The organism is Shewanella sp. WE21, from assembly GCF_002966515.1.
In the GTDB taxonomy this organism is placed as follows: domain Bacteria; phylum Pseudomonadota; class Gammaproteobacteria; order Enterobacterales; family Shewanellaceae; genus Shewanella; species Shewanella oncorhynchi.
On sequence record NZ_CP023019.1, the window covers coordinates 986,089 to 1,001,534 of the forward strand.

General features: G+C 44.5%; 14 protein-coding genes. 5 read left to right on the forward strand and 9 right to left on the reverse strand.

Features of this window, described 5'->3' with window-relative positions:
- Nucleotides 1–63 precede the first annotated feature (63 nt).
- Nucleotides 64–1,860, reverse strand: coding sequence for an ABC transporter ATP-binding protein/permease (locus CKQ84_RS04220; protein ID WP_105250226.1), 1,797 nt, complete (start codon nucleotides 1,858–1,860; stop codon nucleotides 64–66).
- 472 nt (nucleotides 1,861–2,332) lie between these two features.
- Here CKQ84_RS04220 and CKQ84_RS04225 point away from each other — a divergent pair, with 472 nt between their 5' ends.
- Nucleotides 2,333–2,509: a hypothetical protein gene (locus CKQ84_RS04225; RefSeq protein ID WP_105250227.1), complete on the forward strand. Its 177-nt coding sequence runs from the start codon at nucleotides 2,333–2,335 to the stop codon at nucleotides 2,507–2,509.
- A gap of 103 nt (nucleotides 2,510–2,612) precedes the next feature.
- Here CKQ84_RS04225 and aroG read toward each other — a convergent pair whose 3' ends face one another.
- The 5 genes from aroG to CKQ84_RS04250 all read right to left on the reverse strand — a co-directional run bounded on the left by aroG (nucleotide 2,613) and on the right by CKQ84_RS04250 (nucleotide 7,457).
- Complete coding sequence (gene aroG, locus CKQ84_RS04230; protein ID WP_105250228.1) at nucleotides 2,613–3,668, reverse strand: 3-deoxy-7-phosphoheptulonate synthase AroG; 1,056 nt, start codon at nucleotides 3,666–3,668, stop codon at nucleotides 2,613–2,615.
- Between the two features lie 351 nt (nucleotides 3,669–4,019).
- A complete protein-coding gene (locus tag CKQ84_RS04235) occupies nucleotides 4,020–5,213 on the reverse strand; it encodes a tetratricopeptide repeat protein (RefSeq protein WP_105250229.1) in 1,194 nt (397 codons plus the stop codon).
- A 127-nt stretch (nucleotides 5,214–5,340) separates the two neighbouring features.
- Entirely contained in the window at nucleotides 5,341–5,679 is a 339-nt protein-coding gene (locus CKQ84_RS04240) for a hypothetical protein (RefSeq protein WP_028761802.1), read from the reverse strand.
- Nucleotides 5,680–5,857: 178 nt separating this feature from the next.
- Nucleotides 5,858–7,108: an ammonium transporter gene (locus CKQ84_RS04245; RefSeq protein ID WP_028761801.1), complete on the reverse strand. Its 1,251-nt coding sequence runs from the start codon at nucleotides 7,106–7,108 to the stop codon at nucleotides 5,858–5,860.
- 10 nt (nucleotides 7,109–7,118) lie between these two features.
- Nucleotides 7,119–7,457: a P-II family nitrogen regulator gene (locus CKQ84_RS04250; protein ID WP_028761800.1), complete on the reverse strand. Its 339-nt coding sequence runs from the start codon at nucleotides 7,455–7,457 to the stop codon at nucleotides 7,119–7,121.
- Between the two features lie 344 nt (nucleotides 7,458–7,801).
- On the opposite strand from CKQ84_RS04250, the gene CKQ84_RS04255 reads away from it, so the two are divergent.
- Nucleotides 7,802–8,344: a hydrolase gene (locus tag CKQ84_RS04255; protein WP_028761799.1), complete on the forward strand. Its 543-nt coding sequence runs from the start codon at nucleotides 7,802–7,804 to the stop codon at nucleotides 8,342–8,344.
- Between the two features lie 155 nt (nucleotides 8,345–8,499).
- Here the strand turns inward: CKQ84_RS04255 and nrfA are convergent, their stop codons facing one another.
- Nucleotides 8,500–9,903 (reverse strand): ammonia-forming nitrite reductase cytochrome c552 subunit, encoded by a 1,404-nt coding sequence (gene nrfA / locus CKQ84_RS04260; RefSeq protein WP_105250230.1) that lies wholly within the window; start codon nucleotides 9,901–9,903, stop codon nucleotides 8,500–8,502.
- A gap of 225 nt (nucleotides 9,904–10,128) precedes the next feature.
- On the opposite strand from nrfA, the gene narQ reads away from it, so the two are divergent.
- Nucleotides 10,129–11,964 (forward strand): nitrate/nitrite two-component system sensor histidine kinase NarQ, encoded by a 1,836-nt coding sequence (gene narQ / locus CKQ84_RS04265; protein WP_173913149.1) that lies wholly within the window; start codon nucleotides 10,129–10,131, stop codon nucleotides 11,962–11,964.
- On the forward strand, nucleotides 11,957–12,586 hold the full coding sequence (locus CKQ84_RS04270; RefSeq protein ID WP_105250232.1) for a response regulator: 630 nt from the start codon (nucleotides 11,957–11,959) through the stop codon (nucleotides 12,584–12,586). Before narQ ends, CKQ84_RS04270 begins: the two co-directional genes overlap by 8 nt.
- A 91-nt stretch (nucleotides 12,587–12,677) precedes the next feature.
- Here the strand turns inward: CKQ84_RS04270 and CKQ84_RS04275 are convergent, their stop codons facing one another.
- Entirely contained in the window at nucleotides 12,678–13,052 is a 375-nt protein-coding gene (locus tag CKQ84_RS04275; protein WP_105250233.1) for a YacL family protein, read from the reverse strand.
- Nucleotides 13,053–13,248: 196 nt separating this feature from the next.
- On the opposite strand from CKQ84_RS04275, the gene CKQ84_RS04280 reads away from it, so the two are divergent.
- On the forward strand, nucleotides 13,249–14,214 hold the full coding sequence (locus CKQ84_RS04280) for a zinc transporter ZntB (protein ID WP_105250234.1): 966 nt from the start codon (nucleotides 13,249–13,251) through the stop codon (nucleotides 14,212–14,214).
- A 97-nt stretch (nucleotides 14,215–14,311) separates the two neighbouring features.
- On the opposite strand, the gene CKQ84_RS04285 is transcribed toward CKQ84_RS04280, so the two are convergent.
- Nucleotides 14,312–15,445 (reverse strand): succinylglutamate desuccinylase/aspartoacylase family protein, encoded by a 1,134-nt coding sequence (locus CKQ84_RS04285; protein WP_105250235.1) that lies wholly within the window; start codon nucleotides 15,443–15,445, stop codon nucleotides 14,312–14,314.
- Nucleotide 15,446 lies beyond the last annotated feature (1 nt).

Below are 15,446 nucleotides of genomic sequence, written 5' to 3' on the forward strand. Positions count from 1 at the left end.
TTGATGTGTTGGCATTGAGTATAGAGAGCCGAAGCTGAATAAAGACTGAACTGTATTACGCTATTAACTGCTCAGAGGAGTATGTTGTTGCTCATTTTGTATCCGCCATAATTTGGCATAGAGACCATTTGCCAACAGCAAAGTCTGATGATTACCTTGCTCAACTATTTCTCCTTGGCTTAATACGACTATTTGATCGGCATCGACTATGGTCGATAGCCTATGAGCCACCACTAGGCTAGTGTGCCCCTTAGCGACTTCCCGCAGTGCCGACAAAATAGCTTGCTCGGAGCGACTATCAAGTGAAGATGTTGCCTCATCAAACACCAGCACGGGCGAGCCCTTCAAAATTGCCCTTGCTATCGCGACCCGCTGTTTTTCTCCGCCAGATAGCTTTAAGCCGCGCTCACCCACCTTTGTGCCCCAACCAAGGGCAAGTGATGCAATAAATTGCTCTAAGTGCGCCAGTTTTATCGCGTTACGCACCTCTTCATCCGTCGCGCTTGGGCGACCATAACGTATATTTTCGACTAATGAATCGTTAAACAGCACAGTATCCTGCGGCACTATGGCAATGGCACGCCGCAGCGCATCTTGGGTGAGATGGCGGATATCTTGTCCATCGATTTTAATCGCACCTTGGTCCACATCGTAAAATCGAAATAGCAGTTTAATCAGGGTCGATTTACCTGCACCACTATCACCTACAACAGCCACCTTTTTACCGGCTTCAACCTTAAAGCTCACGTCCCGCAGAATTTGCCGCTCATCGTAGCTAAAATTAACATTTTCAAATATCAATTCACCCTTAGTGGGTTGAAAATCGAGTGCTTGGGGTAAGTCGACTATCATAGGATGTTTATCGAGCAGGCTAAACATGCGCTCAATATTGGCTAACGCGCCGCGAATTTCACGATACACAAAACCTAAGAAGTTAAGGGGTAAAAAGAGCTGCATCATAAACGCATTAATCAACACAAAATCACCTAAGGTCATATCGCCATAGGTAACTCTGTATGCCGCCAGCGCCATCATAGCCGTCATCGCCAAAGCGATAATCACAGCTTGTCCACCATTGAGCGCAAACAAAGATAAGCGGTTTTTACGTTTGGCGACTTCCCACTGTTCAAGCGCTTGGTCATAGCGCTGCGACTCATACTTTTCATTATTAAAATACTTTACCGTTTCATAGTTCAGCAAGCTGTCGATGGCGCGGGTATTCGATAACGAGTCAGCCTTGGCCGCATCACGAACATACTCAGTACGCCATTCGGTCGCGACCACAGAAAAAATAATATAAGCCAACACAGCAATAAAGGTGATTGCCGCAAACGCAATCCCGTAGTTATAGAAGAAAATGCCAATCACCATGACAATTTCGAGCAAGGTTGGCACTATGTTGAACACCATAAAACGCATGAGGAAACTCACGCCGCTGGTGCCGCGTTCAATATCGCGGGATAGGCCGCCGGTTTTGCGCTCTAGATGAAAATCGAGGTCAAGTCGGTGTAAATGGTCGAATACCGCTAAACCTAAACGGCGGATCGCCCGCTCTGTTACGCGGCCAAACAAGGTATCGCGGATCTCCCCCGTAATCGCCGTTAGTAGACGTACCGCGCCATAGGCCAACACTAATCCTACGGGCACACTGAGGGCTTGCGCAGTTTTATCGGCATCTAAGGTGTCGACCAAATGCTTCAGAATAAAAGGCAGAGCCACGCTGGTCAGCTTAGCGATGATGAGGCATGACATCGCCAACGCAATACGGCCTTTGTATTCCAATAAGTAAGGCCAAAGCAGTTTCATGACGTGCCAGTTTAATTTATCGACTGGACCTTCAAAATATAACGTTGGGCGCATAGGACATAACCTTGAATGAGTTATGCCAATTGTAACAGTTCACACCGGACATAAGCTAAGCGAAACTAGCAAAGTCTGAATAAAATCAATCAGATTTTCCTGACAGACAAATAGACTTATTCACGACATACTCATCTGCTATTTTGATTGTATTTAAAGCCAAAACATCATACTTACGCATTACACTGGCGTATTCACAATAAATGAATTTATACTGATTTGTGTTCAGGCATGTACCGTTTTACTTAACCTCAGAGCCGTATGTAAGAGGATAAGAGTGCAATGGAAGAAGGCTTGGCACAAAGTTGCTGCTGTTGATTATTTTTGCCGTTTTGCCCAAAATGCCATGGAGGCGGTTATACAAATCAATAGAATTTGTTAACCTCTACGCGCTAGATTTTGCGATTCATACGCCCAAGTTCTAGCGAGAATATTAAGATAAACAAATTAAATTAAGATCAAAGGAAGCTTTATGTTGGATTCCGCTAAAGTTCAATACCCGCCATTACCACTGATCCAAACTTGGGTGTGGATGATGATCGAATCAGGCAATCCAGAGATACAAGATAAAGGTAGAAACAACCTTATTGCCGCCTTTGGTAGCTTAGCCAAAGCAAATGAATACATTGTTGAAATAAGCAATAAATAGATAAAACAAAGGCGCCGGGATAGCGCCTTTGTTTTTACTTAACCCACAATCGTTAACGGCTAACTCAGGTATAGTTGCGATTTATGTTCGCTCGAGCAGACAATTAAACCTGACGGCGTTCGATAATGCTTTGATTCAAAATGGCTAACAGACGCTCGGTATCATCCCAACCAATACACGCATCGGTAATACTCTGCCCATAGCATAAATCTTGACCTTCAATAAGATCTTGACGACCTTCCACTAAATGGCTTTCTACCATAACACCAAAAATAGCAGTATTTCCCGCCGCCACTTGTCCAGCAACATCTTCAGCAACCACTAACTGACGTTGATACTCTTTACTACTATTCGCATGGCTAAAGTCGATCATGATGTTGTCGGCAAGCTTGGCTTTTAACAACTGCTGGCTAATCTCAGTGACATGCGGCGCGCTATAATTGGGCTCGCGGCCACCCCGTAAAATAATGTGGCAATCAGGATTGCCCTTAGTCGAAACGATCGCCGAATGGCCCAACTTAGTCACAGATAAAAAATGGTGTGGTGCATTGGCAGCACCTATCGCATCAATAGCAACTTTAATCGTGCCATCAGTACCATTTTTAAAACCGACCGGACAAGAAAGACCCGAGGCTAACTCTCTGTGTACTTGAGATTCTGTCGTACGGGCGCCAATGGCTCCCCAGCACATTAAATCAGCCATATATTGTGGGGTGATCATGTCAAGAAACTCACCCGCGGTTGGCATACCGCTGTCGTTCAAATCCACTAATAATTTACGGGCGGTGCGTAAACCATCATTGAGTTTAAAGCTGTTATCCATGTAAGGATCGTTAATCAGCCCTTTCCAACCCACTGTGGTTCTTGGTTTTTCAAAATACACTCGCATCACAATTTCGAGTTGATCTTTATAACGTTCACGCAGTGAGACCAAACGCTGTCCATATTCCAACGCAGCTTTGGGATCGTGGATAGAACAAGGCCCAATCACCACTAATAGACGATCATCAGACTTAGCCAGAATATTATGGATACTATTACGCGCATTAAACACAGTCGCAGAGGCTTTTTCGGAAGCAGGAAATCGTTCAAGAATCGCGATAGGTGGAAGTAACTCTTTTACTTCTTTAATGCGAACGTCATCATTTTGGTAATACATAATTTTACTGCTCCAACGCTGGTGTTTTAGGCTATTTCTATCGCTGCGATAAGGGATCTCAACTGCAATACTGAGTTCAATTTATCGAGTCTCAGGCGCCAATGCAACCAAGTTGTCTCCATTTCAAAAAATCAAATATAACTTATTGTTTTAATATATTTTAAAAAAATAAAAATTCAAATATGCCAGCTAACTCACAGCCTTGATTAACAAAATCGAATATGGCGGATAAAAAGGAATAAACATATTTGCTGCAAGTGTATTTAGGCGCCCTATGTTAGCAAGCAAAGATGTTTACCCGTAATAAGCTTAATTGATGGCCAGCGCTCTATAGAAAAGAGCGGGCAAATGCTAATGCTGTAACATGACTTGTAACTTGCTCTGATAGCGTTGACGCTCTGACTCATCTCGGCTCAAAGCCAAGGCTTTATCCATATTCAGTTTGGCACGCTTTTCGTCCCCCAGCGCCCAGTAGGTTTTAGATAAACCGAAGAAGAACTCATGACGATAATCCGCTTTTGCCAACGCCCTTTGATACCAAGCCAAGGCCTCGTCGTATTGATGCTCATCATAAGCTTGCTGCCCCATGTCATAGTAATAATAGGGATTACGTATTCGTGCTAATTCAAGCACTTTATTAATTTCGGCCCATTCATCAAGCCGCCCCTGCTCCCCTAAAATCAAGGCTAAGTTATAAAGCGTTGTCAGATTTTTCGCATCAAACTTGAGTGCATAGCGATAAACCTGTTCGGCCCGCTTTTCATCACCTTTATGCCGGTAAATAATGGCGAGCGTGTTGAGTGAAGGAACAAACTGGCCGACTTTTAAACCCACTTTAATCAAGGCATAGGCCCTGTCTAAATCACCGTTCACCAAAGACTCTGCCGCCATATTGTTGTAAAACATGCTGATTAAGGTCTGCCGATCCACTTGGGTTTTACCGTATCCCCGTAGAGCTCGCTCTGGCATAAAGTCCACTAAAACTGCGGTAGATGACACATAAACTGAATGTGCGTTTTCAGGTGGAAGTAAGCGTAAATTCACATGCCCATTGATTAAATAGAAATCACCTTGCTTATCCCATACCGGTTCTATCGCAATATCTTGATACTCAGCACTCACATTCAATATGTCCGCTAACGCAGAAGTCATGACCACTAAAGACATGCAATTACCCGCCCTTTGGGCATAGGTTTCACGGGCAATTTGGGTCAGATTATCTTGATATCGAAAATCAATGTTAGCGCTATTGGTTTGACTCGCATTGATATAACTAGCTAACCACTCGTTGGCTAACATGTTGTTATTATGTGAAAAAGTGTATATCCCATAGCGACGTTTTACGTCTGTCACTACCTCGGGTGGCAGATAAAAAATATCCGCAACAGAAGGAATATCGGCCACAGGGGTAAACAGTGAATCGGCAAGTAACGACTCAAGATCCGACGGATTAGGCTCAATGGTCGTCGAGCTACAAGCAAACAATTGACTGAATACAACGCTCAAGATCGTACTCAAGTATACGGCTCGGAATAGTTTCGACATACGCCCTCCCACACCATTAGCTCCTATTTGAGCTTATTACAAATGGCGAAAAAGACGACATAAAATGGTTACAAAAAATGATAATCGCGATCGATTGAAAATAATCGCAAATAATTTAATGAATTAACTATTGTGAAGGTCGGTCAACTTCTATGTATAACTCACGCTGCTGATAATGATACGGCCGATAGTTATGCTCTCCACAGGTAAAATGTCGATAGGGTTTCATGACCGTAACGCAACCTGAGGGTAAAGCCTGCAGAATTTGGATTTGCTGCTGGCGACGAAGCGACTCCTGCCATTCAAAATCCTTGAGCACTTGATCACGCACGGCAAAGGCATCGACAGGCTCACTTGAGCGATTAACGATCACTTCTCCTGCAAAGGCAGAAACCGATATCCAGCCAGAAATGACGATAAGACTTAGTCGCGAAAATTGACCTATTGTTTTTATATTCAAGCTCATAGAACACTCCTTAATTTATGCAAGAAAACAGAATTGCTCAGTAATTAAGCTTATGACCCTGTGCTAAAACTTCAATCACAGTGATTACCCATAAAAAAGCAGAGCCTAGGCTCTGCTTCACTATCCCTCGATCCAAGCTAAGCATCAAGGTGAATCACGCATTAATGTGCAAGTTTAATCAGCCCGCATTTTTGACCGTAACAAACTCAGGATAGGCATCAATACCGCAGTCAGAAGCATCCATACCGTTGTATTCTTCTTCCTCAGTAACACGGATCCCCATGGTTATCTTAATCACATACCAGACAGCAAATGATGAGCAGAATACCCAAGTGAAAATGATCGCTGCCCCCGTCAACTGTCCGGTAATAGTTGCATTGGCATTGGATAATGGCACACACATTAAGCCGAGGAAACCAGCCACACCGTGTACTGAAATCGCACCGACGGGATCGTCAATCTTAATGCGATCTAAGCCCACAATCGAGAACACCACCACACCGCCCGCCACTAAACCAATCACACCCGCCATTAACAATGAAGGCGAGAGAGGATCTGCCGTAATCGCCACTAATCCAGCCAAAATACCGTTAAGGATCATGGTCAAATCCGCTTTACCCCAAATCATCTTACACACGATAAGAGCTGAGATGGCACCAAAAGCCGCTGCAGTATTAGTATTCACAAACACTTTCGCCACTGAGCTTGCATTCGCCGCATCCGACACCATTAATTGCGATCCGCCGTTAAAGCCAAACCAGCCCATCCACAGAATAAACATACCTAAGGTTGCCATTGGCAAGTTAGAGCCTGGAATAGGATTCACTTGGCCGTTAGGCCCGTATTTACCCTTACGCGCACCGAGCAATATTACGCCAGCAATCGCCGCGGTCGCCCCCGTCATATGCACAATACCGCTACCGGCAAAGTCTACAAAGCCCAGTTTAGCGATAAAACCTTGGCCCCAAGTCCAATAACCTTCTACTGGATAGATAACCGCTGTCATCACCACAGAGAAGAACAAGAAAGCCCACAACTTCATCCGTTCCGCCACAGCACCAGAGACAATTGACATCGCCGTTGCCACAAATACAACTTGGAAGAAGAAGTCAGATTCTAATGCATGGCTCGCATCTGCTGATTGCGAACCAATTAAGGTGCCAATTGACGGTAACCAGCCACCTTCAGTGTTATCCACATACATGATGTTATAGCCAACCAACAGATACATCACACAGGCAATCGCGTACAGCACAACGTTCTTAGTTAAAATTTCAGTGGTATTTTTAGAGCGAACTAAACCCGCTTCTAACATGGCGAATCCCGCCGCCATCCACATGACTAAAGCGCCAGAAATCAAAAAGTAAAAGGTATCGAGTGCAAAGCGTAGTTCAGTGACTGTGCCGCCTAATTTCGTTAATTCTTCCATTGTCAGCCCCTTATAGCGCTTCAGTATCAAGTTCACCCGTACGGATACGGATAGCATGTTCTAAATCAACGACGAAGATCTTACCGTCACCAATTTTCCCCGTATGGGCCGCAGTGGTAATGGCCTCAATCAACATGTCGAGATTTTCAGCCTTAGTGGCAATTTCTAGTTTTACTTTTGGCAAAAAATCCACCTGATACTCGGCGCCGCGATACAACTCTGTATGCCCTTTCTGACGGCCAAAACCTTTCACTTCGGTCACCGTCATGCCCTCAATACCAATTCCGGCGATAGCTTCACGGACATCATCCAACTTAAACGGCTTGATGATAGCGCTGACTAGTTTCATCCTGACCTCCAAAAACACGCGATTGTTATTAACTTGTATCAAAGGTAATTCAATCATTAGGCCAACAATTTAATCTATTGATTATTATTGGTTTAAATTGTTTAACACTATTTTTCAAGGTTAAAAATGCACCATAATCGAGCACTAACTGGTGCGATGCACTCTTTTAGTGAGCAGTTTAAGTGCGACAGCTATTCGACCTTAGGCCTATTGGTAACAAGGTTAAATTAGGGTCTACTGGGGGAAGCGTAAATCGAGATGAAATCTGAGCATCACAACACAAGCTCTTAGACAAAAGCGAAGATCATCACTAAGACAATCATCAAGCGCAGAAGGAAGGCCCGATGTTAAAACCTGAAGAATGTGTTCTCGTTATCGTCGATGTGCAGGGAAAACTTGCACAAATCATGGATAACAGTGACAAGCTGCACCAACAACTACAGACCTTAATTCAAGGTGCACAATTATTTGAAATTCCCATACTCTGGTTAGAACAGCTACCCGATAAACTCGGAGCAACTAGCCCTGAGCTGCAAACCTTACTTGCGAAAACCAGCTCACCCATTGCTAAGCAGCATTTTAGCGGCTGGCACTGTGACACGTTTGCAAAGGCATTAACTAAGACGAATCGCAAACACGTCATACTCGCGGGTATTGAAACCCATGTGTGTGTTTACCAAACCTGTTGTGACCTTATCGAACAGCAATATTCGGTGCATTTAGTCGCCGATTGCGTATCGTCACGCAGTGCTGAGAATAAACAACTCGGGATCCAAATGATGACGGCCAGAGGCGCCCTATTAACTAACGTGGAATCGCTATTATTTGAATTACAACATCAAGCCCAAGGCGAGCGGTTTAGGGCGTTATTAAAACTGATCAAATAGCAATTTAGCCCGTGATATTTCTTCAGCCAGCATGACCAACGCCTGACATTACTCGATATTTTTTTCCATAAAAAAGCCCCCGCTGAATCAGCGAGGGCTTTTGTTTGCATGAGGGGTTAGCTCATATCGAAAACTCAACCGCGATTGATTAAAACCTACTTATAAGTGGCTTCGCGTTTTTTCGCTTCTTCATCCCACTTAGGTAACATGTCTTTCTTAAATGCTTCTTTCTCAGCATTCATCTTTTTCATGTCCATACCTAAGGCTGCTTGTGCTTTAGCTTTAGTAGAGATATCAGGAATCGCAACAGGATCTGTGATGCCTTTTTTACCGAGTAATTGCGCTAACTTCACACGAGCATCAGCAGCTTTACTTACCGAAGTACCCAGAATACGCAATGCTTCATCCGGTGCGTGAGCTGCAACACCATGGGAAGCAATCGCTAAATCCCAACGCCATTGTGAGTGGCGAATATCTGTCAGTATGGGTTTCATTTCTTCTTCAGTTGCGCCAGCTTTCCACGCAGCCTCTGCTTCAAAGTGTGCTTTGACTAATTGCTCTTCCGCTTTCAACTTCATTTCTTTGACTTTGGCTTTACGCTCATTAGTCACGCCAACCAAAAACTCTTTAGTCTGGCTATGGCAAGTTGCACAGATTTCTTCAAAACGGTCGAATGGATTGCCCACTTTATGATCGGTAAACTTCTTACCTTCAGCACTGGTCACTTTTGGCATGTGACAGTCAACGCAACTCACATTATTCATGCCGTGAATACCCATTTTCCAAGTTTCATACTCTGGATGCTGGGCTTTTAACATTGGTGTCTTAGAAAGGGCGTGTGTCCAATCAGAAAATTGGATTGAGTCATAGTAGACTTCCATTTTTTCAACTGTTGTACCCATATCCCAAGGGAATTTAACAAAATTCTTTTTGTCGTCAGTTTTCTCAAAATAATACTCAACGTGGCACTGAGCACATACCATTGATTCTTTATCTTGTTTAGACGCTTTGCTGAAAGGTGTACCTATAGCTTCAAAAGCACGGTCTGCATAAGGGCGTGAAATACGTAACTTTGGAGAGCTTTTTTCATGGCAATCACCACAACCAATGGTATTTGTCACTTCAGGGCCACCCTTTGACCACTTACCTTTGAAGTAACCATCTTCGCCTTGCTCTTCAATCAAGCGAGGTACATCAGGGCTCTTACAACTCCAACATGCCATAGGCAATGGACCATCTTCCGCATTTTTCGGCGCACCAGTACGTAGGGTATTACGCACGTCGGTCACGGCATACATATGGCCGCGAGGAGCGTTGTAATCTTTTGCGAATGCATAGCCAGCCCACAGGATCACCATATTAGGATCCTGCCCAATCGCATCGACAAGTTCTTCACTCTTTGCGGTATCATGCCAGCTATTATATTGATTCTTAAATTTATCTTTATAAACTTCGTTGCGAGGCTCTGTTTTATCACTCGCCATTGCGCCCGCTGCCATGAAGCTGGCGGCAACCAGTGCACTCAGTGCAAAGGACTTACCTGTCATCTTCTTCATCATCTCATCTCCGTGTTGCATTATTGTTGTAAATCACGACATCTCCATGGTCAAACTTAGTGATTTAACCCTGCTAAAAATATACCTCTTAGGGGGTATCTAGGTTGAAGTTTGCGCTAGATCAAAATGTAAAGGTGTTGTTGTTCACATTTCTATACTTTTGTTAATGTATTACATTATTTTCTAATGTAAAAACCACTGCAAAGTGCCATAACAGCGGCCATCAAAATGAACAGCGGATTAATGAAACGAGGTAGTCTAACCTCAAAAATCTTAGGATTAATGTTAGTCCTTATTCTGCTCTCTAGTAGTTTATCGACTTTTGCTATCATCAATTTGTCCTACAGCTTAGGCGACGCCAAGGCGATTAATGCCTCAGGGTCGCTGAGGATGCAAAGCTATCGGTTAATGTTTTACGCCAACTCAGGCAGTGATGCTGCGCAGGATAAAATCACCGAATTCGAAAATACGCTCAATTCCGACACATTAAAGCCCTCGGAAAGTTGGTTTAGTCCGCCAGAAATTGCCGCTCAATATCAGCTTGTCATCGATAAATGGCTGGTGATGAAACACTACATAGAACAAGAAAACTCCCGCGATTATGTCGCCTCACTGAAGGACTTTGTTGATACCATTGATTTACTGGTGCTTGAGATGGAGCACTACGCCGCCTTTAAACTCAGGCTCCTTGCCGCCAGCCAAATATTAGGCTTAGGCGTCATGCTCATTATCGCTTTTGTGGCCGTGCGTTTTACAAAGAAGAAAGTGGTGATCCCGCTGCAAAAACTGATGGAATCGGCCAACACGATTTCTAAGGGTAATTTTGAAATAGAAATGCCCGAGACCGAATATATTGAACTTACAGCGCTGACCCATGCCCTACAAAAAACGGCGAAGGAACTCGCGACGCTTTATGGCAACTTAGAATCGCAGGTAGCAGAAAAAACCTTAGCGCTGACAAGGGCCAACAACGAGCTGGCATTCTTATATGATAACCTACTGACATTAAACGCAAATAAACTCGATTACAAGGCTCTCAAGGCGGCGCTGAATCAGTTAAAAGGCTATGAATCACTCGACTACCTAAGACTCATCATTCAATACCCAGAGCAAGAGTTAGAAGTGATTGAGGCCGATGGCGGTTGGCCAGATATGACTCAAGAGAGCACCCGTTTCCCACTGCAATTTGAGCAGGCTAATTTAGGCTATTTAGAGTTAATTGCCGACCAAACACCCAATATCGCCTTGTTTAACAATTTCGCAATTATGTTGACGCGCTCAATCGTGATCCACAATGCCACAGAGCAAAGACAGCAACTGGCGCTAATGGAGGAACGTGGCGTAATTGCCCGGGAGCTGCACGACTCTTTAGGTCAAGTGCTATCTTTCCTAAAAATCCAAATTAGCTTATTACGCAAAAACTTAGATTGCAGTTGCCGCAGTCCAATCGTTGAGGCGCAGCTAACCGAAATCAACGAAGGTGTAAGCACTGCCTACGTGCAGCTCAGGGAGTTACTATCCACCTTTAGGCTCACAATTAAAGAGCCCGATCTAAAAAGTGCTTTAGAGGCTATGCTTGAGCAACTCAGGACAAAGACGAATATAAAGATAACCTTAGACTATAAACTTGCGCCACAATGGCTAGAGGCAAAGCAACACATCCACATACTGCAGATCACGCGAGAAGCGACGTTAAACGCCATCAAACATGCTGAGGCCAGCCTCATTAACATCCATTGCTATAAGGATGACGAGGGTATGGTCAATATTGATGTTTGTGATAACGGCATAGGTATTGGACATTTAAAAGAACGAGATCAACATTTTGGCATAGGTATAATGCATGAACGAGCCAGTAAGCTTTCAGGTAAAGTCGTGTTCAGCGACAATGATTTAAAGAGATTTAAACCTGCTATGGCAACCACAACTGAGCAAGGATGCAATGCACAAGACGACGCACTCAAACCTAACAGCCCATTAAACCTTGTGCAGCACAGCAAAGGGTCAAGTGGCACTAGAGTGACGCTTATTTTCCCATCTCAACAGGAGCCTTCAAATGGGTAAACCTTATTCAGTACTGGTGGTCGATGACCATCCCCTCTTGCGCAAAGGCATCTGCCAGCTCATCGCTTCAGATCCTGACTTCAGCCTATTTGGCGAAGCCGGTAGTGGTTTAGACGCATTAACCGCAGTGGTCACCGATGAACCCGACATCATATTGCTCGATCTGAATATGAAAGGCATGACAGGCCTAGATACCCTCAACGCCATGCGCCAAGAAGGTGTTACCTCACGCATAGTAATTCTCACCGTTTCAGATGCAAAACAGGATGTTATCCGTTTACTTCGCGCTGGAGCAGACGGCTATTTGCTTAAAGATACTGAGCCAGATTTGTTGCTCGAAAAACTCAAAAATGCCATGCTTGGCCACAGGGTGATCAGCGATGAAGTCGAGGAATACCTTTACGAACTTAAAGATGCGACCGATGAACAAGAATGGATTTCGAGCCTAACCCCAAGGGAGCTGCAAATTCTACAGCAACTGGCGGAAGGCTTAAGCAATCGCATGATTTCAGAGCATTTACACATTAGTGAAGGCACTGTTAAAGTGCACGTGAAAAACCTACTGCGTAAAGCCAATGCTAAATCGAGAACCGAAATGGCGGTGCGCTACCTTAATAATTAAAGATACGAAAATGAGCTTGGTATCACGCAAACAATAAAGGCAATCCCATGATTGCCTTTATGTTTTTATCAAATAGAGATTAAATAAATGATTACAAACCTTTCTCAATAAATTGCTGCCAACTCAATAGCGCCTGTTCAAAATCCTCAAGGCCACAATAAGCTTCTGACTCAGCATCATAGAGTGACATAGCCTCTTCCAATTCATATTCTTGCTCAAAGCCTAAGGTATTGGCAAAGACTCGCGCCTGTTCACGCTCTAACTCTAAGGTAAAATCATTACCAACAAGACGCCATGAACCTCGTTTATCGGCTTGAATTTCTTTTATCACACCCAACACTTGCTGAATTTTAGCTAACTCAGTCCCTAATTCTTCCGTAAACCATTGCCCAAGCACTTCATGATCCATGCTAAAGCTAGCCAAAAAAGTGCCAGTTAAACTGTTACGCCGAAATTCGTATTCCATTTTATTGTCTCTTTGATCTAAGCCTACTAATGCTAATTTTAACCTATCCTTGGCTAAGTTGCTTGCATCCCTCAGCACATCAAATTTATGTCAATTTACGTTTGTCTCATGTCGTTAAGCATAAGTACTGACTTCATTTTCATGGCAAAATCAGTTAGTTTGTTTGGATGATTTTGAAAGTTAAATGGAATGCGATATGCACGAAGGGTTTATCTACAGTTTAGTGCTAAGCGGCGCCCAAGCGGGTTCCACCTTGAGCCTAGAACAGATCGAAAAATGGGATCCTGAGGATGGCCTACTCTGGTTACACCTTCGCTATCGTAATAAAAAGGCACGCCACTGGATACTCAATAGCGGTCTGCCTAAGGTCGAAAGTGATGCCCTACTCGCCCAAGACACTCGTCCCCGCGCTGTGATTACAGGTGAAGGCATATTACTCGCATTACGCGGCGTTAACCTCAACCCCAATTCTGCTCCCGAAGACATGGTGGCTGTGCGTATCTATGCCGATAAACAGCGGATCATTTCCACCTGCGATCGCGAGTTACAGTCGGTCAAAGATGTCGCCGAGCTAATCCTTGAGGGCAATGGGCCTACAACTACGGGGGACTTTATCGTCGCAATCTGCGAGCGACTGACCAATCGTAAAGTCGAGTTTATTGATAAATTGGAAGAACAGCTCTCTGATTTAGAAGAGCTAGTCGTCTCAGGCAATGTGAAAGACTTACGTACCGATATCGCCGAACTGCGCCGTCAAACTGTGGCCATTCGCCGCTATTTAGCCCCACAGCGCGAAGCATTCTCGAAAATGATTTCTGAGCAATTTAGCCTATTTAAAGATACTGAGCGACTCAAGCTGAGGGAAACAAACGATAAACTTATCCGCACTATTGAAGATCTCGATGCCCTACGCGATAGGGCCAATGTGACTCAAGAAGAATTACTCAGTCAGCAGTCGGAGCAACTCAACAAACGCTTATACTTCTTATCCTTAGTGTCAGCAATCTTCTTACCGTTGGGCTTTTTAACAGGCTTACTTGGGGTCAATATTGGCGGAATACCGGGCGCGGACAACACTTGGGCCTTCGCCACCTTCTGCGGCATATTAATCTCACTCGTCGCCCTGCAAATGGCGCTGTTTTATCGATTTAAGTGGTTATAGCTACCTTAAAACAACAAAGCCAATCGATTAGGATTGGCGTTGTTTTCTCTCAGTTCCTTAAGCTAATTGTTATGAGCTAATGCTTACGAGCTAATTTTTATGATTTAGGCTGGAATGTCGGCAACTCAAACACATTGGTCATCACTTTATAAAGCTCAGTTCCTTGGTGCACTGACGCCGAAGCAAAGTGCAAAATAGGCACGCAGTCCTGCGGCAAACTAACCGTTTTTAGCTCACCCGCCGTGCCGTATAAATCCATACGCAGCAAATTCACTAAGGGTTTGCCGGCGGTTAATGGCTCGCCCACAGGCGCGAGGTATTCCACTAAACCCGCGCTCGGAGCGTGATACTTTTTATAGTCTTTAAGGTAACAACCAAAACGGCGCATTTTAGCAGGTGCAAGGGTTTCAGCGATCACGCCTCGGTGGCTTAAATACGCCAGAATCCCTTGGGCATCGACCCGTGCATCCTCAAGACAGACGCGCTCTTGGCTCGCCAATTCCAAGGTTAACGCTGACACTGCAACTCCTAAATCGCGCCCTTGAGATTTTGCAAAATCACTCAATTGCCACCAAGGACAAAACGCAGCCTCATCCATGGCGCCACCAAAGGCATTGGGGATAATGAGCGTATAAGGGATCGACAAAAACTGCGCAGCAGCTAAGTCATATTCGGGACAATACAAATGTTTACAGGATTTAGGACCCGTATGCAGATCGAGCACTATATCCGCGCCATGGGCCATAATCTGCAGATTAACCGCGAGCCTATGGCCAGTAGTAATGCCCCATTCATGACGCAATTTTTGCTGACAGGCTTCAACCAAAGTACTGCGATAGGCTTGGAGCAGCTCGCTATCACTCAGCTTGGCATGTTCGCCATACCAAGTCGGCAAATCAATAGCATGATTCAAATACTCACGATTCCAATTCGCGCCCGTAATAGGATCAAATCGGCCAAGGGTAAACTCACCACTTTTTTGGTTGATCCCGAGTGGATTCGCCAATGGCACTAAGGTGATTTCGCCGCGGATATCACAGTGTTCAAGCTGCTTCATCAACTGATAAATCACCGCATTACCTTGTACTTCAGCACCGTGGACATTGGCCTGAATATACACTTTGGGGCCAGTTGCCTTATCGTCACTCGGCTTGAAATGGTAGATAGGCAAAGTGAGTGCTTGCCCTGCGGCAAGCTCCCCGATTTGCAGAGACGATGTTGTCGGCAACATA

Bases quoted from the DNA above. Each gene is read 5' to 3' on its own strand.
- CKQ84_RS04235 (WP_105250229.1), bottom strand. From the start codon at position 5,213: ATGTCGAAACTATTCCGAGCCGTATACTTGAGTACGATCTTGAGCGTT.
- CKQ84_RS04255 (WP_028761799.1), top strand. From the start codon at position 7,802: ATGTTAAAACCTGAAGAATGTGTTCTCGTTATCGTCGATGTGCAGGGA.
- CKQ84_RS04245 (WP_028761801.1), bottom strand. From the start codon at position 7,108: ATGGAAGAATTAACGAAATTAGGCGGCACAGTCACTGAACTACGCTTT.
- aroG (WP_105250228.1), bottom strand. From the start codon at position 3,668: ATGTATTACCAAAATGATGACGTTCGCATTAAAGAAGTAAAAGAGTTA.
- CKQ84_RS04280 (WP_105250234.1), top strand. From the start codon at position 13,249: ATGCACGAAGGGTTTATCTACAGTTTAGTGCTAAGCGGCGCCCAAGCG.
- nrfA (WP_105250230.1), bottom strand. From the start codon at position 9,903: ATGATGAAGAAGATGACAGGTAAGTCCTTTGCACTGAGTGCACTGGTT.
- CKQ84_RS04220 (WP_105250226.1), bottom strand. From the start codon at position 1,860: ATGCGCCCAACGTTATATTTTGAAGGTCCAGTCGATAAATTAAACTGG.
- CKQ84_RS04225 (WP_105250227.1), top strand. From the start codon at position 2,333: ATGTTGGATTCCGCTAAAGTTCAATACCCGCCATTACCACTGATCCAA.
- CKQ84_RS04250 (WP_028761800.1), bottom strand. From the start codon at position 7,457: ATGAAACTAGTCAGCGCTATCATCAAGCCGTTTAAGTTGGATGATGTC.
- CKQ84_RS04270 (WP_105250232.1), top strand. From the start codon at position 11,957: ATGGGTAAACCTTATTCAGTACTGGTGGTCGATGACCATCCCCTCTTG.
- narQ (WP_173913149.1), top strand. From the start codon at position 10,129: ATGAACAGCGGATTAATGAAACGAGGTAGTCTAACCTCAAAAATCTTA.
- CKQ84_RS04240 (WP_028761802.1), bottom strand. From the start codon at position 5,679: ATGAGCTTGAATATAAAAACAATAGGTCAATTTTCGCGACTAAGTCTT.
- CKQ84_RS04285 (WP_105250235.1), bottom strand. From the start codon at position 15,445: ATGTTGCCGACAACATCGTCTCTGCAAATCGGGGAGCTTGCCGCAGGG.
- CKQ84_RS04275 (WP_105250233.1), bottom strand. From the start codon at position 13,052: ATGGAATACGAATTTCGGCGTAACAGTTTAACTGGCACTTTTTTGGCT.